At 39.6% G+C, this 18,196-nt stretch carries 17 protein-coding genes; all 17 read left to right on the top strand.

Annotated features, from left to right (window positions below; all coding sequences use genetic code 11):
- Window position 1 precedes the first annotated feature (1 nt).
- The 17 genes from DXB83_RS14900 to DXB83_RS14825 all read left to right on the top strand — a co-directional run bounded on the left by DXB83_RS14900 (window position 2) and on the right by DXB83_RS14825 (window position 18,110).
- Window positions 2-622 carry a CatB-related O-acetyltransferase gene (locus DXB83_RS14900; RefSeq protein ID WP_158581121.1) on the top strand — a complete coding sequence of 207 codons (621 nt, stop codon included), beginning with the start codon at window positions 2-4 and terminating at the stop codon, window positions 620-622.
- Window positions 619-1,719 carry a glycosyltransferase family 4 protein gene (locus DXB83_RS14895; protein ID WP_118697816.1) on the top strand — a complete coding sequence of 367 codons (1,101 nt, stop codon included), beginning with the start codon at window positions 619-621 and terminating at the stop codon, window positions 1,717-1,719. Before DXB83_RS14900 ends, DXB83_RS14895 begins: the two co-directional genes overlap by 4 nt.
- A gap of 15 nt (window positions 1,720-1,734) precedes the next feature.
- Window positions 1,735-2,790, top strand: a complete 1,056-nt coding sequence (locus DXB83_RS14890; protein WP_118697815.1) for a glycosyltransferase — start codon at window positions 1,735-1,737, stop codon at window positions 2,788-2,790.
- An 11-nt stretch (window positions 2,791-2,801) separates the two neighbouring features.
- Window positions 2,802-4,001 (top strand): hypothetical protein, encoded by a 1,200-nt coding sequence (locus DXB83_RS14885; protein WP_118697814.1) that lies wholly within the window; start codon window positions 2,802-2,804, stop codon window positions 3,999-4,001.
- Window positions 4,002-4,012: 11 nt separating this feature from the next.
- Window positions 4,013-5,446 carry an oligosaccharide flippase family protein gene (locus tag DXB83_RS14880; RefSeq protein ID WP_158581120.1) on the top strand — a complete coding sequence of 478 codons (1,434 nt, stop codon included), beginning with the start codon at window positions 4,013-4,015 and terminating at the stop codon, window positions 5,444-5,446.
- Window positions 5,439-6,365, top strand: a complete 927-nt coding sequence (locus DXB83_RS14875; protein WP_118697812.1) for a LicD family protein — start codon at window positions 5,439-5,441, stop codon at window positions 6,363-6,365. Before DXB83_RS14880 ends, DXB83_RS14875 begins: the two co-directional genes overlap by 8 nt.
- 17 nt (window positions 6,366-6,382) lie before the next feature.
- Complete coding sequence (locus DXB83_RS14870; protein WP_118697811.1) at window positions 6,383-7,837, top strand: GNAT family N-acetyltransferase; 1,455 nt, start codon at window positions 6,383-6,385, stop codon at window positions 7,835-7,837.
- Window positions 7,838-7,860: 23 nt separating this feature from the next.
- Entirely contained in the window at window positions 7,861-9,207 is a 1,347-nt protein-coding gene (locus tag DXB83_RS14865; RefSeq protein WP_118697810.1) for a Gfo/Idh/MocA family oxidoreductase, read from the top strand.
- Between the two features lie 13 nt (window positions 9,208-9,220).
- The gene (locus tag DXB83_RS14860; RefSeq protein ID WP_118697809.1) at window positions 9,221-10,279 is read left to right on the top strand and encodes a pyridoxal phosphate-dependent aminotransferase; all 1,059 of its coding nucleotides are present in this window, start codon (window positions 9,221-9,223) and stop codon (window positions 10,277-10,279) included.
- Between the two features lie 318 nt (window positions 10,280-10,597).
- Window positions 10,598-12,466 carry a glutamine--fructose-6-phosphate transaminase (isomerizing) gene (glmS, locus tag DXB83_RS14855; RefSeq protein WP_118697808.1) on the top strand — a complete coding sequence of 623 codons (1,869 nt, stop codon included), beginning with the start codon at window positions 10,598-10,600 and terminating at the stop codon, window positions 12,464-12,466.
- An 18-nt stretch (window positions 12,467-12,484) separates the two neighbouring features.
- The gene (gene glmM, locus DXB83_RS14850) at window positions 12,485-13,870 is read left to right on the top strand and encodes a phosphoglucosamine mutase (RefSeq protein WP_118697807.1); all 1,386 of its coding nucleotides are present in this window, start codon (window positions 12,485-12,487) and stop codon (window positions 13,868-13,870) included.
- 372 nt (window positions 13,871-14,242) lie between these two features.
- Window positions 14,243-15,238, top strand: a complete 996-nt coding sequence (locus DXB83_RS14845; protein WP_118697806.1) for an alpha/beta hydrolase — start codon at window positions 14,243-14,245, stop codon at window positions 15,236-15,238.
- Window positions 15,239-15,725: 487 nt separating this feature from the next.
- Complete coding sequence (locus DXB83_RS16965; protein WP_243108938.1) at window positions 15,726-16,193, top strand: cupin domain-containing protein; 468 nt, start codon at window positions 15,726-15,728, stop codon at window positions 16,191-16,193.
- 69 nt (window positions 16,194-16,262) lie between these two features.
- Window positions 16,263-16,589: a helix-turn-helix domain-containing protein gene (locus DXB83_RS16960; RefSeq protein ID WP_243108937.1), complete on the top strand. Its 327-nt coding sequence runs from the start codon at window positions 16,263-16,265 to the stop codon at window positions 16,587-16,589.
- A gap of 73 nt (window positions 16,590-16,662) precedes the next feature.
- Window positions 16,663-17,187, top strand: coding sequence for a dTDP-4-dehydrorhamnose 3,5-epimerase family protein (locus DXB83_RS14835; RefSeq protein ID WP_118697805.1), 525 nt, complete (start codon window positions 16,663-16,665; stop codon window positions 17,185-17,187).
- Between the two features lie 48 nt (window positions 17,188-17,235).
- A complete protein-coding gene (locus DXB83_RS14830; protein ID WP_118697804.1) occupies window positions 17,236-17,577 on the top strand; it encodes a hypothetical protein in 342 nt (113 codons plus the stop codon).
- 146 nt (window positions 17,578-17,723) lie between these two features.
- Entirely contained in the window at window positions 17,724-18,110 is a 387-nt protein-coding gene (locus DXB83_RS14825; protein WP_118697803.1) for a hypothetical protein, read from the top strand.
- Window positions 18,111-18,196 lie beyond the last annotated feature (86 nt).

Raw genomic sequence — 18,196 nt, 5'->3', positions numbered from 1 at the left:
CATGAAATTGGGGTATATTATTCAAAAGATTCTAAAAAAGATGTTTAATCGCCCTTGCATTAATCAATCAAATATTGAGAAAAGTGCGCGAATTGATATTGGATCAGTTGTAGTAGAAACATCTATGGATCGCTATTCATATATAGGAGAACATACATCGGTTTTGTGTGCAGAGATAGGAGCATTTACCTGCATATCAAATTATTGTGCAATTGGCGGAGGAAGCCATCCAATAGATTGGGTTTCAGTTTCACCAGTATTTAATACAACAAAAGGAATAATTAAGAAGAAATTAAGTTCGTTACAATATTCACCGTTTCAGAAGGTTCATATCGGAAATGACGTATGGATTGGGTCACATGTGTTAATAAAAAGTGGTGTGACAATTTCTGATGGTGCAGTTATTGGAATGGGTTCCGTAGTTACACATGATGTCGGTCCATATGAAATTTGGGCAGGAAATCCAGCTCGAATGATTCGGAAAAGATTCAATGATGGAACAGTGGAAAATTTAAAACAGATTAAATGGTGGAATTGGAACGAGGAAAAAATCAAAGAATATGCCGCATATTTCTCGGATTCCAATGAGTTTATGCGTCATGTGGAGGAAAAACAAAAGTGAACAAATTACTAATTATAGGAGAGTTCCCAGCACCGTATCGTGTTGAAGTGTTTGCAGATTTGGCAAAGCATTGGTCATCAAAAGTATATTTTGAATATCAGCAAGATGAAAAAAGAACGGCTGAGTGGCTATCAAGAGTATCTGTGGATTGTAATATTCTTGATAATCCATCTGCAAAAAAAGAATTCAAACAGGACATAAAAAATCTGAAATCATACGATGCAGTTATTCTGTACAATAACTGCCTAAAAAATGCTATCATTTTGGAATTGTTTTGCAAACTTAAGAGAGTTCCTTACTTTATCAATTGTGATGGATGCAATGATATTGAGGAATCGAATCCTCTAAAGAAAGCATTAAAATGCTTTTTGATGCGAGGGGCAACTGGGTATTTTGCGGGTGGCCAATCTGCAGTGAAGTATTTTGAATACTATGGGGCAAATCGCAAAAGAATACATTTGCATAATTTTACTTCACTCCATCAGGAAGATATTAATAAGAAACTCTTGTCTAATGCTGAGAAAAACTGCCTGAAAGAGAAAATTGGGATGACTGGAAAATTTAATGTTGTCACAGTTGGCAGACATATTGAATGCAAAGGTTTTGATATTGTACTGAAGGCAGCAGAAAAAATCGGTAAGTCTGTAGACTTTTATATTATCGGTGGAGAACCGTCTGCGGAAAATAAAAAGTATAAGGAAGCACATAATCTTTCAAATGTCCATTTTGTTGATTTTCTAGGCAAGGATGAACTGAGAGAATACTACAACGCAGCAGACCTTTTTGTGCTTATGACTCGTGGGGATACATGGGGGCTTGTAATCAATGAGGCTATGGCAAATGGTCTTCCAGTTATAACAACGAAGCGATGCGTGGCGGGCGTAGAACTTATTAAAGACGGAGAAAACGGCTACATTATTGAGGTTGATGATACAGAGGCGTTGGTAAATAAGGTCTTAACGCTAAGGGATAATGAAGAACTATGCAGACAAATGAGCCTTGCTAACATCAATAAAATGCAAACAAATACGATTGATCAAATTGCAAAGAATCATATTCAAGTGCTTGAAAGCTTCTTTAAGGAAAAGAAGCAGTAAGTAGAGGAAAAATAAGTGAAAGTATTATATGTAGATATAGAAACAGGGGGACATCATCAAACATATCTGAAAGCGTTGATGGACATTCCTGGAAAGGAAAACGTTCTTGTTCTTCCTGAAAAAATAGAAGGGCTTAATGCGAAACAATATGTATTCCGGAAAACAGATTTTTTTAACAAGAAACTGCTGGAATATTATAAGTGGACAAAAGAAGTCAAAGGCATTATAAAAACAGAAAAGCCAGATGTTGTTCATTTCCTGTACGGAGATGTGTTTTATAAGTATTTTGGGTTAGGACTAGAAGGACTAAAAAAGAAACACAAGGTTGTCAATACAATTCATGCACTCAAAAAGGGAAAGATTGGAATTGTAAGCCTTAAGAGAATCATGCACTTGTCAAGCGTTGGTGTTGTACATACAGATGCTATTTTTAATGAAGTTAAAGATGCAGGAATTGAAAATGTTGTGCATATTGAGTATCCGCATTTTTCAACTGGATATGATATTGATAAAGCGGGAGCACGGAAACATTATGGCCTAAGTGAGAATGCCTTTGTACTGGGATGCATTGGTGGAACACGCTATGATAAGGGACTGGACATTTTACTTAAGGCATTGCGAAGCGTAACTGGAGATTTTGAATTACTTGTTGCTGGAGCAGAGGATGCTATAAAGCGAGAGGAAATTGAAGAACTAGCAAGACCATATAGAGACCGAGTGAAACTGCATCTCAGTTTTTTGACTGATGAAGAGTTGGAAATGGCAATTCAGGCTGTAGATGCAATTGTACTTCCTTATCGGAAAACTTTTAATGGAGCCAGTGGTCCTTTAGGTGAAGGTGTGGCTAAAGGAAAGATAATTATTGCAGCAAACCACGGCAGTCTAGGAGATATAGTCGAAAAGAATCATCTCGGATATACGTTTGAAAGTGAAAATATTGAAGCCCTTAAAAAAGTATTAAATATGGCAATACAACGGACAAATTATACATATGATGAAAAAGCAAATGCGTATAAAAATAAATTGTCGATAAATGAATTTAAAAAACAGTATTGCAAACTGTATTTCTGAAAGGAAATGCTATGAAAATTAAATTAGGATTGTTTAGAGAAAAAATCACATATTTGCTTTTTTTTGGTTGCCTGTTTTGCGCATCAATGTATATGTTTGAAAGCTATAGTGGAATGGTTTCAAGCGTACTACTGCTAACGCTGTCTGTTTTAATATATTTATTCAATATAAAGCCATTGGCTAAAAGTCAGATTTTGAACTGTCTGATCATCTTATCATTCATTATGTTTTCAATGGTGGTGAACCGGTCGTTTGCATCAATTGATATTCGTACTGTTGTAATAGTTATTTCTTCGTATCTTGTAATACAAAGTTTTTCTTACGAAGATTTTTTGAAAAAGTATACAGACTGCATAATGGCAATAGCGTTATTTTCGATTGCTGTATATTTTCTGTATAAAGTTGCCCCTGGAGCATTTGGGGCATTTCCGCGACATCTTTGGAGAAATCATAGTGTTTTATTTGTTAATTTGTGGCTCTCTGTTGTGCCAGTTGGTATGCAGGATTATTTCAGAAACTTTGGTATTTTCTATGAACCCGGTATTTTTCAATTTTATCTAAATATAGCCTTGTTAATAGAACTCTTTTCAAACAAAAAAATAAATGTATTTAGAGTTCTTGTGTTGACGGTTGCTGTGATTACGACATTGTCTACAAATGGATATATTAGTATCGTTTTGGTGTTTTTTGCGTACGGATTTTTTGTGATATTAGGCTCTGGAAATAGAGATAAAATATATAGAAAAATAGGATTTCTTGCGCTGCTATCAGTAATTGCGATAATTTTTGTCGTTCTAATAGATAAAGGCATAATCGGAAGCAGAGTGTTTATGAAATTCTCATCAACTAAAACAAGTGGAAGTTATTACGACCGAACCAATGCTATTAGTTATGCGCTTTCAAAAATATTTCAAAATCCATTGTTAGGTGTAGCTGCAAGAGGAATCGAAGATTCGTACAATGCAACGTTTACGCCATTAAATTGGATGATGCTTTATGGAATAGTTATTGAGGGATACGCTTTAGTTGGATACAGCAAAATGTTTTCTAGGCTAGCATCCAATAGGTGGTTGAAGATTTTTGTTGTTGCTGCAGCGTTTTCAACAATTTTGACACAAGATCTTTCATTTGAATGGATTGTATGGTGCTTTATATTTTGCGGGATTAAAAATGGTGTTAGCAAATATAATAAGAAAAGTGAATTATATTAATGAAGAAAAGTATGAAATCAAAAATTAAAACAAACAAAGTACTCCAAGCTGGCATGGGGTACACGATTGGAAATTATTTATTAAAGGGAATCAATCTAATTACATTGCCCATATTTGCCAGACTGATGAATAAAACAGATTATGGCCTGTTTAACATATATATGTCCTATGAGGGAATATTTGTCATCTTGATAGGAGTGACACTTCATAGTAGCTTGAAAAATGCAAGATATGAGTTCAAAAATGATTATAGAAAATATGTATCATCAATTGAGATTGTTCCTATGATAATGCTGGCGGTTGCATTATTGATTGTGAATTTGTTTTCAGGCTCGGTTACACAGGTGACGGGTTTAAATCTTCTGACATTGGATCTACTGATGATTCATAGCTATTGCAGTGCGTTACTTCAGTTTTATAATGCGGATCTTAGCATAGATTATAAATACACTTCTTTTTTGAAAATTGCATTTTTCAACACTATAGCAAATGTGCTGATATCATTGATTTTGATGACAACGGTACTCAGCAGCAAAAGATATGCAGCAAGAATAGCAGGGTGTGTTGCGCCACTTGTTTTAATATGCGTCTATATTTTGTTTAAGCTGTTTTCTTCAGAGAAACCTAAATATAATAAGACATTCTGGAAGTTTGGCGTTAAGTATAGCCTGCCGATTGTTCCACATGGATTATCTCAAATTGTTCTTTCACAGTTTGATAGAATCATGATTAACAATATGGTTGGCGTTGCAGAAGCTGGTATCTATAGTTTTGCGTTTAATATTAATACCATAATACAAATACTGGTTAATTCACTAGATACAGTTTATGGACCATGGTATTACGAAAGGGCCGACAAAAAGGAATTCAAGCAAATTAAAGAAGTATCTACGATTTATATGTACGCCATGTGGTGTGTGATTGTAGCAGTAATGCTTGTGGCCCCAGAGGTAGTACTTATTCTTGGAGGAAAAGAATATTACGAGTCGAGAATAGTTGTATTGCCGTTGTTAGCATGTACCTTCTTTACATTTTTGTACTTACTTCCATCGACAACGGAGTATTATTTGAAGAAAACTTGGAATATTGCATTTGCAACATCATGTATTGCTGTACTGAATATTATTCTGAACTACTTCTTTATTAAACGGTTTGGGTATATTGCTGGTGCTTATACAACTTTGTTTTGCTATATCTGCTACTTCTTATTCCACTACCTGATGGCAAAGAAACTGATCGGATTTCAACAGTTTGATACAAAAATCATTGCGGTTTTAGCAGTTCTGCTGTTTGCAGTACTGGCAGTTTGCTATGTATTGTTGGATCTCTTGGTTGTTAGATGGACTCTTATGATAATTTTTGTGTTAGTAAATGCGCTTTTGTTGCTGAAGATGTACAAAACAGGAAAACTCAAGGGATTAGTAGGAGAAAAGAATAATGAATAAAGAAGATTATCTTAGAACTGAAATCAGAGACGGATATCAGGTTTCAGTTACAAGAAAAAAAGTTTGGTTATGTGAACTGGAAATGGCGACATGGTTTTGCAATGTATGCGAAAAATATGGTTTGAATTATTTCCTGATTGGAGGAAGTGCAATTGGTGCAGTTCGTCATAATGGATTTATTCCATGGGATGATGATCTGGATATCGGTATGCTACGAAGTGACTTTGATAAATTTAGAAAAGTGTCGATAAGAGAGCTTCCGAGCAACTATAAAATCGAATATGGTGTATTAAAAAACAATGTATTTAGTTCGTTACTGCGAATTCGCAATAATGATACGACCGGAATTATTGTTGATGAATATGAGCAAAATGCGCCTGGTGGTGGTATTTTTATTGAGTTATATCCATTTGATAATGTTCCAACTGGTATAAAAAGAAAAGTGCAGTTGGCAAAATCTAGTATGCTTTTTCTTGCATTGAATAATTGGAATCGAAAAGAAAACTTTAGTGGAATAAAGAGATTGATTATCAGTGGGCTAAAAATGTTTCCGATTGAATCTGTTTGGCGAATGTATGAAAAAAATAATACAAAATATTCTGGTAAAAAAACAGAATATGTGGATACTGTAGCGTTGCCATCCTATGCGAAACAGGGAATTCATTTCTATAAGAAAACAGATGTACAGCAAACAGTTTCACATAGCTATGAATTTATAGACTTGAATATCCCTAAAGGAAATGATACGTGTTTGCGGCAACAATATGGGGATTATATGGAACTACCGCCGCTTGAAAAGCGCGGAACACATCATGATTTTATTGTTTTTTACGATCCAGATAGATCTTATCTGGGATATAAAGACAGTGAAATATTGAAGAGATACTTTAATGGCGATATTTCAGTAGAGCTTCTTTAAGAAAATAGGGGTATTGAATGATGTTATGTGAGAAATATAAAGAACAATTCTTGCAGCCGGAAGTCAGGTGCGATACATATATAGGAATTGAAATAAAACAGGTGTGGTTTGCAGAGTTGCAGCTGCTGGAAAAATTTATAGATGTTTGTAATAAGCATGGTTTGTCATACCAATTAGTGGGAGGCAGTCTATTGGGAGCGATCCGTCATAAGGGATTTATTCCTTGGGATGATGATGTTGATGTAGGAATGCTCCGCCCTGATTATGATCGCTTTGTGCAATTGGCGAAAAATGAGTTGGAAGCACCATTTTTTTTGCAAACACCTTTGACAGATCCGGGTCGAAATATAGACTATGTTCAAATTAGAAACAGTGCAACAACAGCAATCGATTTGAGATATGTTGACGATCATAATACATTTAATCAGGGGATTTTTATTGATATTTTTCCGATTGATGGGGTTGGATCAGATGAAGTATTGCAAAAGCAGGAAAAGCAACAGCAATTTATCAGAAGAGTTTATGGAAGTGCCTTTAAGACGAATGCTACTGGAAAAGCAAAAATAAAGCACTATGTTTCGAATGCTATTTATAAGATTGCAGGTCCAAAAAATATTGATAAAAAGAGAAATGACATATTTAGAAAAGTCAGTATTGAATCGAGCAATGAAATAGGTCTGGTTAGCTTTCTATTCAATAATAATCGACGAAATTACTGGAAGAAAGAATGGGTCTTGAATTGTACGAATGCTCCATTTGAATTCTTAAATGTTACGGTTCCGATAGCTGCTGACGAAGTCCTGACGAAAACATATGGTAACTGGCGAATGTTTGAAAAGGGAATGGCGATGCATAGCGGCATTGATTTTGATGTATCAAAGTCATATATGGAAGTTTTGAGAGACAAGTATCACTATGAAGAATTTAAATCATATAACAGTCAGAAAGGGAAAAAACTTGATTACGAAACTGAACGGGGGGGGGTACTACGCCCCATTGCTCCAAATGAAAATCAAACGATTTATGATATGCTACAGGGCATTGATAGAAGAGAAAATGATTTTACAAATGATGTGAAAGATATGCCATATGAGGAATTCCCGGAATGGTGCAAATTGCAGTATGAGTATGCAAATGGAAGGTTGCTTCCGGCTGGGTATGTGCCACAAAGTATTTATTGGCTGTATATTGATGGAGAACCTGTAGGTATTGGAAAAATACGTTGGAAACTTACAGAAACCTCACGAGAAGCAGGCGGTAATATTGGATATGCGATTTCAAGACAGTATCGCGGACATGGATATGGAACAATACTGTTAAAGTCACTTATTGATATTGCAAAATCTGGAAATTGTCCGGAGCTTTTGGCTACTGTGAAAAAATATAATTACGCATCAAAACGTGTGATGGAAAAATGTAGTGGAGAACTGGTAAGAGAAACAGACGAGCGTTGGTATTATAGGCTTGGATAAAATAAACGAAAGGGGGAGAAACAGTGGTCAAAGTAATTACCTATGGAACATACGATATGTTGCATAGAGGACATATTAGACTTCTTGAAAGAGCAAAAGCATTGGGTGATTATCTTATTGTTGGTGTCACAGCTGATGATTTTGATAAAACTCGAGGAAAGATTAATGTACAGCAATCTTTGATGGAGAGAATAGATGGAGTAAAGTCCACAGGATTGGCTGATGAAATTATTGTTGAGGAATATGAAGGGCAAAAAATAGATGACATCAAAAAGTATGATGTTGACATTTTTACGGTTGGCTCTGACTGGAAGGGTAAATTTGATTATCTGAATGAATATTGCAAAGTTGTCTATTTGGAAAGAACACAAGGTGTATCAAGTACAGAAATTAGAGAACAGAAGAGACAGCTTCGCATGGGACTGGTTGGTGAATCGAAATATTTGTGTAAATTACTCAAAGAGAGCACATATGTAAATGGATTGAGTATAGAGGCAATTTATTCTGATTCATTGGATGATGTGCCGGCTGAACTTAAAAAACTAAAGACGGTAACGGACAATTTAGACATTTTTATAAATACAGTTGATGCAGTTTATATTAGATCTTTTCCTACAAAACATTATGAGCAGATAAAAAAAGTATTAAATGCAGGAAAACATGTCTTATGTGAATCTCCTATTACACTAGATAAGCAGCAGTGTAAAGAACTCTTTGAATTGGCACAAGCAAAAGGCTGCATTCTGATGGAGGCAATAAAAACTGCGTATAATACTGCATTTTCACGTCTTGTACTGTTGGCTAAAAGTGGAAAAATTGGAGACATTGTATCCGTTGATGCTACCTGCACTAGTTTAAAAGAACTTGCGGCAAATGAAGTTGAAAAACTTACCGTATGGAATAGTGCGTTTGACTGGGGACCTACAGCTATGTTGCCGGTCTTTGAAATTTTAGGTACAAACTATAAGCTTAAAAGGATTGTAACACATTACATTGATAAAGAAAGAAATTTTGATGATTTTACAAAAATGGATTTCACATATGATAATGCGGTTGCATCAATTAAGGTTGGAATGGGAGTGAAGTCAGAAGGAGAACTGATTGTATCGGGTACCAAAGGATATATTTATGTTCCAGCTCCGTGGTGGAAAACAGACTATTTTGAACTACGTTATGAAAATGCAGCGGATAATCGGCGATATTTCTACCAGTTGGATGGGGAAGGAATTCGGTATGAATTAGTCGCTTTTGTACGAGCAATTGATAATGGCCGTATGGCACGATATATTGAAGAATATGTTTCTGAAGCGATTTCTTCGATTTTAAGTGATTTTCATAATGGTATAGATGTTATTGCAATTAAAAATTGAGGAGGATATAAAAATGTATTATTTGGATAGTAGGGTAGAAAATCTGTATAGAATTTTTGATCAGAATGCAAGAAAGGATTATCTTCGATTAGATTTGAATGAGAATCCTGGTGGTCTTCCGCAGGAGTTTATTGATGATGTTCTTAAAAATGTTACACCGCAGTTTGTTGCACAGTATCCGGAAACGTTACATTTCACTGAAGTTCTGGCGAATCATCTCGGAACGGATATTTCTCATATTTGCCTGACAAATGGTTCAGCAGAGGGCATCCGTTACATCATTCAGGCGTTTACCTCAGTAAATGGACGTATTGTCGGTGTTGTACCATCCTATTTTATGTTCCAGGTTTACTCTGAAATGTATGGACGTAATTTTGTAAAGGTTCCGTATAAAGAAGACCTAAGTATGGATGTTAACGATATTATTCGTGAAATGACGGATGATACACAGCTTTTAATTCTTTTGAATCCAAACAACCCGATGGGAAATGTATATTCGGATGATGAATTTGAATCTATTATGAAGGTTGCAAGACAAAAGCAGATTACAGTATTGGTTGATGAGGCCTATCATTATTTTTATCCGAAGACATTTATTAAATATGCATTGACAGAGGATCATGTGTTTATCACAAGAACATTCTCCAAGCTGTTCTCTATGGCTGGTTGCCGTCTGGGATACGTTGTTGGCTGGTCAGATGGCGTTAAAATGGTACAGAAGATGTGTACACCACATAACACGAACGCATTTGCTATGATGTTTGCAGAAAAAGTATTGACAACGCCGGGAATGCTTGATTCTCTGATTACAAATTTTAACGGTGGAAGAAAGTATCTTGTCGATTCCTTGGATATAAATGGGTATCGCCATAAGGGCGAAGCTGGTAACTTCATTTTTATTGAGCCTAAGACGGATGCACAGACTATCGTAGATAGAATGAAAGCAGAAAAGAAAATCTTGATTAAGGCTTATCCGAATGTTGGTGAGTTTGGTAATTGTTTGCGCGTGTCAATTGGTGAAGAAAAGTATATGAAGCAATTTATGGATGCATTGCTTGAAATTGATCGATAAATCATTTGGGAAAGATGATTGATACCAGAAAAGTGAGAATTTATAATAAAAAATCTTCAGATTGGGACAAACAAAAGGCCGTGTGAGGAATCACACGGTAGCTGCTCGGAAAATGCACACCGCTACGAGGTGAGCAGCAGGCAACGTTCAATGAACGGCTAAGAGGCGTAGAATAATTAACTGATGTACTGTTATAAGGTTAAAAATATAAAGTATTATTTGAAAGTATGATAAAGCATAATTAGGAGAAAAGATGCAAGAATATAGGAACTTTGTATTGGCTTGATTACTGTATAAATTAGAGGGAGAGATAAAATTATGTGTGGAATAGTAGGCTTTACAGGGAACCGACAGGCGGCACCGATCCTGTTGGATGGTCTGTCAAAATTGGAATATAGAGGATATGATTCGGCCGGACTGGCTGTCCGTGACGGAGAGAATCTGGCGCAGGTCGTCAAGGCAAAAGGCCGTTTGTCCAACCTGATTGAGAAAACGGATGCAGGCAATGCTCTGAAAGGAACTTGTGGTATTGGTCATACTCGCTGGGCAACACATGGTGAGCCGAGCCAGACCAATGCACATCCGCACGTTTCTGGCAATTGCAGCCGTTCCGGCTCCGGTGCAGTAGAGTCGGAAGTGGTTGGCGTTCATAACGGTATCATCGAGAATTATACAGAGTTGAAAGAAAAGCTGTTGAAACATGGCTATACCTTCTATAGCCAGACGGACACCGAAGTAGTCATCAAGCTGGTGGATTACTATTATAAAAAGTATAATCTGGGTCCCATCGATGCTATCGCCAAAACGATGGTGCGTGTCCGTGGTTCCTATGCCCTTGAGTTGATGTTCCGTGACTATCCGGGCGAGATCTGGGTGGCACGAAAGGATAGCCCGATGATCATCGGCATTGCTGACGGGGAAACCTATGTGGCATCGGATGTTCCTGCCATTCTGAAGTATACCCGTAATGTCTATTACATCGGCAACCTTGAGTTTGCAAAGCTGACTCCGGGCGAGGCTCACTTCTATGACCTGAACGGTGACGAGATCGAGAAGCAGACCACGGAAATCAAGTGGGATGCAGAAGCAGCAGAGAAGGCTGGCTTTGAGCATTTCATGATGAAAGAAATCCATGAGCAGCCAAAGGCTGTGCAGGATACTTTGAACTCTGTCATCAAGGACGGAAAGATTGATCTGTCCAACGTGGAAATCACAGAGGATGAGATCAAGAACTTCGAGCAGATCTACATCGTAGCTTGTGGCTCTGCATGGCACGTTGGCATGGCAGCACAGTATGTGCTGGAAGATATGGCAGACATCCCGGTGCGTGTGGAACTGGCATCTGAGTTCCGCTATCGGAAAATGCCGTTCAGTCAGAAAGCACTTGTGATCGTTGTCAGCCAGTCTGGTGAAACAGCCGATACACTGGCAGCTCTTCGTCTTGCAAAAGAAAAGGGTATTATAACACTGGCTGTTGTCAACGTGGTCGGCAGCAGTATTGCCCGTGAAGCGGACAAGGTGTTCTACACCCTTGCTGGCCCGGAAATCTCCGTTGCTACAACAAAGGCATACAGCGCACAGTTGGCAGCGATGTACTGCTTGGCGGTTCAGTTTGCCAAGGTCAGAGAGAAAATCACAGAAGAACAGTACAGCTACTATATTTCTGAACTGCTGACTATCCCGGAAAAGATGCAGAAGATTCTGGAAGACAAAGAGCGCATCCAGTGGTTTGCAGCAAAGTATGCCAATGCACATGACGTGTTCTTCGTGGGCCGCGGCATTGACTATGCAGTTTGCTTGGAAGGAAGTTTGAAGCTGAAAGAAATCAGTTACATCCACTCCGAGGCATACGCTGCGGGTGAGCTGAAGCACGGAACAATCAGTCTGATCGAGCAGGGGACACTTGTAATTGGAGTATTGACACAGAGTGATCTGTACGAAAAGACTATCAGCAATATGTTGGAATGCAAGAGCCGTGGTGCGTATCTGATGGGCCTGACTACTTACGGAAAATACGAGACCGAGGATCAGGTGAACTTCACAGTCTATGTGCCGAAAGTGGATGAGCACTTTGTCGGTAGTCTGGCTGTTATTCCGTTGCAACTGTTGGGCTATTATGTATCTGTTGCAAAAGGTCTGGACGTAGATAAGCCAAGAAATCTGGCGAAAAGCGTTACTGTAGAGTAACAGAATTGAGGAAAAGCAATGGGAAAATACTTTGGAACAGATGGCTTCCGTGGTGAAGCCGGAATTACTTTAACAGCCGACCACGCTTATAAAGTAGGTCGTTTCCTCGGCTGGTATTACAATGTTCTTCGTGAGCGTAACGGAGATAACGAGCCCGCTCGTATCGTTATTGGTAAGGATACTCGCCGCAGTTCTTATATGTTTGAGTACAGCCTTGTGGCAGGCCTGACTGCATCTGGTGCAGATGCCTACCTGCTCCATGTTACCACCACTCCGTCTGTAGCTTACATTGCCCGTGTGGATGACTTTGACTGCGGTATTATGATTTCCGCCAGCCATAATCCATACTATGACAACGGCATCAAGCTGATCGACTGCTACGGAGAGAAGATGCCAGAAGAAACGCTGTTGCTGGTTGAGGACTACATTGATGGTAAGCTCCATGTGTTCGACCAGGACTGGTTAGAGTTGCCGTTTGCACATCGAGAGCATATTGGCTGCACGGTGGACTATGTAGCGGGTCGCAACCGTTACATGGGTTATCTGATTTCTCTTGGAGTTTATTCTTTCAAGGGTGTCAAGGTTGGTTTGGACTGTGCAAACGGTAGTTCTTGGAACATTGCAAAGTCTGTGTTTGACGCACTCGGCGCAGATACCTATGTGATCAATAACCAGCCCAACGGACTGAACATCAATAACGATGCAGGCTCTACTCATATTGAGGGTTTGCAAAAGTTTGTTGTAGAAAAAGGTCTGGATGTTGGATTTGCTTACGACGGCGATGCGGATCGTTGCCTGTGTGTAGATGAGAAAGGCAATGTCATCACTGGTGACCACATTCTGTATATCTATGGTTGCTACATGAAAGAGCGTGGTAAGCTGCTGACCAATACCGTTGTCACTACAGTTATGTCCAACTTTGGCCTGTACAAGGCTTTTGACGAGCAGGGGATTGGTTACGCAAAGACCGCCGTGGGCGACAAATACGTCTACGAGTATATGGCCAAGAACGGCTGCCGTATTGGCGGTGAGCAGAGCGGTCATATCATTTTCAGCAAGTACGCCAGCACCGGCGATGGCATCCTGACGAGCCTGAAGATGATGGAGGTCATGCTGGCCAAGAAGAAGCCGATGAGCGAGCTGGCCTCCCCGCTGAAGATTTATCCGCAGGTGCTGGAGAATGTCCGTGTTACGGATAAGAAGGCGGCACAGAACGACCCGGCTGTGCAGGAAGCAGTAAGTAAAGTTACCGATGCACTGGGCGATACTGGCCGTATTTTGGTGCGTGAATCCGGTACCGAGCCGGTGGTGCGTGTTATGGTGGAAGCGCCTGAGCACGATACCTGCCAGAAATATGTGGATGAAGTGGTCAATGTAATCTGCGAAAAGGGCTATAAAGCATAAATCAGGCTGTGTGGATATACATCCACACAGTAAGCTGCTCAAATCTTCACACACCTCTCCGTGGTGAGCAGCAGGCAACGGTCTTATGACTGGCTGAGATGTGAAGGAATAGTTTGTAATGGAAACGCAGGATTAATGCTTGGATGCCTGTTCTTGTTTTGTAGATGCATCAGTGGAGAGTCTGGAGGGAAAAAGTATTTGCATCTATTGGGTATATTGGCAAGTACAGCTATGGAATCTACTGTTTCCATTAGATTGTAATCAACTGTGCACTTATGTTAATGCTTAAGGATAACAATTTGCTTTTATGGTTCGCCACGTTTGCTTTAATAGCTGTTGTCTCTTGTGGAGCTGGCATTGGAGGGGAATTGATTGAAGAAAATAATACCAAAAGTAAAGACAGTTTTGAAAATAAAACTACATATAAAAAGAAAAAGTGGTTTAATAGTCCTTCTGGCTTTAACAAACGTAATAGTAGCAGTGCTAAGATTAAGTAAGTATTCTTTTCAAAAGGCCTGCTTGAAGAGAGAAATTCGTTGGCCAGATTTGGGAAATGCTGATGATTGGCAATACAAAATTCTCACAGAAGCATATAAAATAAAAATTGAGTCCAATAGAAAGATTACAATTGCAGCTTCTGATGGGATAGAGTTGGTTGGTCACTATTATGAAAGAAAAAAGAATGCACCTTGTATAATCTTTATTCATGGGCTTTGGTCAAACTGCTATACAAATGGTGTGCCGATTTACAGAATTACAGAAGAAAATGGATGGAATCTACTGTTGGTAAGTTTGCGGGCACACGGAGAGAGTGGAGGAAATGTTTCAACGCTCGGTGTTTTAGAAAAATATGATTGTCGTGATTGGGTGAACTGGGTGGTTTCCGAATATGGCGAGCAGATGCCAATATTTCTCATGGGAATTTCCATGGGAGGAGCGGTAGCACTTATGAGTAGCGATTTAGGATTACCTGAATCAGTTTGTGGAATTATTGATGACGCTGGTTTTACATCTCCGCTAGAGATGATAAAAGCAAATAGTAAAGAAAAAATTCATCATAAAATATTGTCAGATTTATTTACGCAGTTTGTAAATGTAGGAACAAAAATCTGGGGCGGATTTGACTTGAAAGAAGCAAACGCATGTGTTGCAGTGTCTAAGACAAGTGTGCCAGTTCTAATTATTCATGGAGACAAGGATAAGCAAGCACCGGTATCTATGGCGTATAAAATTTACGATAGTTGCAAAAGTGAAAGAGAGTTGTATATAGTTTCAGGGTCAGAACATACAGATTGCTATAGATCGAATCCTGAGAAATACGAAAGTATTGTTTCCGAATTCCTTAAAAAACATATTCCAACTAATTGATGCAAGATCCTTTTACAATTTCTTACGATTTAAGGAAGGTAGGAACATTCCAACTATCAGACATCTTCTATAACACAGTTGGTGGAGCAGTTGGTGGTTTGATGTACTATGCGGCAATGAAAATAAGAAGGACATTTAGCAGGTAACGCATAATAAGGTAAGCGTCTGAAATGTAAAGGTATATTAAATATTTGTACATAGAAAAGGATCGCCGGAGAATGTAATAGAAACTGTGTAAGTTTTTCTAACCTGCTCTCAAGATTTTATCAAATGCCAGAATTGTCAGTCAAGGCTGGAACCCTTACCTTGACTGGCATTCCGGCATTTAAAGCAAGGTAGTCAAGCAGGCAAAGGGGAAATTGTCAGACAATTTACTTACACAATTTTTTAGACATTCCCGATCGCGGCATATTCCCAAGGATGCCGTTCCACCAGTTGGATATAAGCGAAGGAAAAAGTGATATTTCGTATTGGAAAGGAGCAACTTATGGACCAAGAACTATTCAACCCACAGTCTTCTTCCGTAAGCTCCTCTCGAATCATTTACACCCCATCAACCTTTGCTGGAACGTCTCTTTTGCATCTGCAGGAGGTCGGCTCTTTGCAGGCTGTTCACCCACATGTATCCCAGAGAGAGGATTTGGTGTCGTTTCTTTGCTTTATTGTTTTGTCTGGCGAGGGAGAACTTTCCTACGAGGAGCAGACTTATCAGCTAGGCCAGGGAGACTGCGTGTTCATTGATTGTCGGAAAGCATATAGCCATTCGACTTCTGATAATCTCTGGTCTCTCCAATGGTGCCATTTCTATGCACCGTCCCTTCCGGCTGTATATGAGAAGTACAAAGAGCGAGGCGGTCGGCCTGTGTTCCATCCGGATGACATAGCTTCGTTTACCAGTCTGCTCAGTGACCTCTACAATCTGGCATCATCTTCCGATTATATCCGGGATATGTGAATTAATGAGAAACTGGGGACTTTACTCACCTTACTGATGGAACAGTCTTGGCATCCAGAGAGTATGACTGTGGGCCGGAAGCGGCTGGAACTTGCAGCTGTAAAGGAGTATCTGGACGAGCATTATACGGAGAAAATCGCACTGGATTACCTGTCAGAACATTTCTTTATCAACAAATTTTATCTGTCCAAAATCTTTAAGGAAACTTATGGAACAACGGTCAATAACTATCTGATCTCAAAGCGGATCACCAGAGCAAAGCAGCTACTCTGCTTTACGGATATGACTGTGGATGAAGTTGGTGTTGCGGTCGGCATGGGAGATGCAAATTATTTTAGCCGGATGTTCCGTAAAGTGGAAGGCATCAGTCCAAGGGAGTATAGAAAGCAATGGTGACACAGGGGAGAACACCCTGTGTTTTCCTAAAAAACATATAGTTTGAAACGAAAATAAAAAGAGAGGCGCAACGATGGATACAAGACAAACAAGGCCAATAATACTCACAGTCCCGGCCTTTGAAGACTTCAGAGGATATCTTGCCGTGCCATACGACCAATCTATAAATTTCAATGTTCGGCAGATCAATCAGGGATACAGCAGGAAAGCGTTCACACTGCGAGGTCTGCATTATCAGGAAGGGGAACACGCCCAAGCGAAGTTGGTATCCTGCCTGCGAGGGAGCATATTCAATGTGGCCGTAGATCTTCGCCCCGGAGAAACCTTCGGTCACGCATACAGTGCGGTGTTGTCGTTTGAAAACCGGAAGCAGATGTATATACTACGAGGCTTTGCTTATGGGTACCTGACATTGGAAGATGATACCCTGATGCAGTGGTGTGTGGATAATGATTTCTGTGCAGAAGCAGCGAGAGCATTGCGATACGATTCAGATTTCATCTGGGAGAGCGAGAGCTGGCCTGCCGGGGAGTACATTGTTTCGGAGAAAGACAGGAATGCGGAGAAATTTTCATTCTCTATTGCCAAAGGTAAATAATGGTGGTTTAATAAAAATACATATAAAACTGAATCGAGGTATCGTATTATGTCCAGAACCAAAGGAAGCAAAAACCGCACAAAAATCGACTTTGATGCCCAGATTGTAAAGCTGCAGAAGGACAAAGCTCTCTTAGAAGAGGGCGTAGCCAAGACCGTCGCTCAGATTGAGGAATTAAAGACGGACATCAAGTCTATGCGTGAATCGCTGAAGCCGCAGAGAGCGGAGATTAAGCAGGTCGAAAAGGAAATCGCCAAACTCGAAGCAAAGAAAGCAAAAGCCGAGCAGAAAGCAGCGGAAGAAGCAAAAAAGTCGGAAGCCGAGGCTGTGGTTAAGAAACTATTGGCCGGTGGCATGAGTGCTGACGAGATCCTTGAAAAGTTGAAGTAATATAGGTGCCGTGTGGACAAACTGAACTCCAGAAGTTCACACGGTTATTTTTAGAGATACTGGTTAGTTAAAACTAATTACAAAAACAAGTTGCTATGTGCAAAACCTGATGCTAATATCCATCCTAACCGGGGAGCAGAATGTAATTGCTTACGGTTGGAAAGGATGGTAGCGTCATAGAAAAACTGAAAGAAATACTGGAAAAATACTTGGAGGGAGCGTCGCCGAAGTACTATCCACCGGTCGAGAATCTGCTGGATTTGATTTACGAGCATTACACGGAGAATAATTCCATAGCACCGCAGACCACCGAGGTCGGCAAGGAGGCCAAGCAAAAAGAGAAAAATCTGGAAACTTGGCTCAGAGGTATAGCTGGAATGGATGTCTTGGTGGATGACTACGGCGGAGACATCCCGCTGTGGGAGAAAATTATGGACAGGCAGGGAAGCGTGTGCTGTGCCTGGGAAAAGACCGCCTTTGAGGAAGGCATGAAAGTCGGGATGCGGCTGATGCTGGAGGCCCTTGACGTATAGTTTGTAACGAAAAATGCCTCACTGTGAAATATGGTAAGTGCAAAATAATTCGACGGATTGTGTTGCCCTAAAAAATATCCCATAAT

Origin of the sequence: Blautia sp. OM06-15AC (genome assembly GCF_003481425.1) — a bacterium.
Classification (GTDB): Bacteria; Bacillota; Clostridia; order Lachnospirales; family Lachnospiraceae; genus Fusicatenibacter; species Fusicatenibacter saccharivorans.
The sequence above is the reverse complement of the archived record's forward strand: the minus strand, read 5'-3'. Positions and strand labels throughout refer to the sequence as shown.

Coding starts and splice junctions, on each gene's coding strand:
- DXB83_RS14900 (WP_158581121.1), top strand. CDS start 2: ATGAAATTGGGGTATATTATTCAAAAGATTCTAAAAAAGATGTTTAAT.
- DXB83_RS14885 (WP_118697814.1), top strand. CDS start 2,802: ATGAAAATTAAATTAGGATTGTTTAGAGAAAAAATCACATATTTGCTT.
- DXB83_RS14880 (WP_158581120.1), top strand. CDS start 4,013: ATGAAATCAAAAATTAAAACAAACAAAGTACTCCAAGCTGGCATGGGG.
- DXB83_RS14875 (WP_118697812.1), top strand. CDS start 5,439: ATGAATAAAGAAGATTATCTTAGAACTGAAATCAGAGACGGATATCAG.
- DXB83_RS14870 (WP_118697811.1), top strand. CDS start 6,383: ATGATGTTATGTGAGAAATATAAAGAACAATTCTTGCAGCCGGAAGTC.
- DXB83_RS14860 (WP_118697809.1), top strand. CDS start 9,221: ATGTATTATTTGGATAGTAGGGTAGAAAATCTGTATAGAATTTTTGAT.
- glmS (WP_118697808.1), top strand. CDS start 10,598: ATGTGTGGAATAGTAGGCTTTACAGGGAACCGACAGGCGGCACCGATC.
- glmM (WP_118697807.1), top strand. CDS start 12,485: ATGGGAAAATACTTTGGAACAGATGGCTTCCGTGGTGAAGCCGGAATT.
- DXB83_RS16965 (WP_243108938.1), top strand. CDS start 15,726: ATGGACCAAGAACTATTCAACCCACAGTCTTCTTCCGTAAGCTCCTCT.
- DXB83_RS14835 (WP_118697805.1), top strand. CDS start 16,663: ATGGATACAAGACAAACAAGGCCAATAATACTCACAGTCCCGGCCTTT.
- DXB83_RS14830 (WP_118697804.1), top strand. CDS start 17,236: ATGTCCAGAACCAAAGGAAGCAAAAACCGCACAAAAATCGACTTTGAT.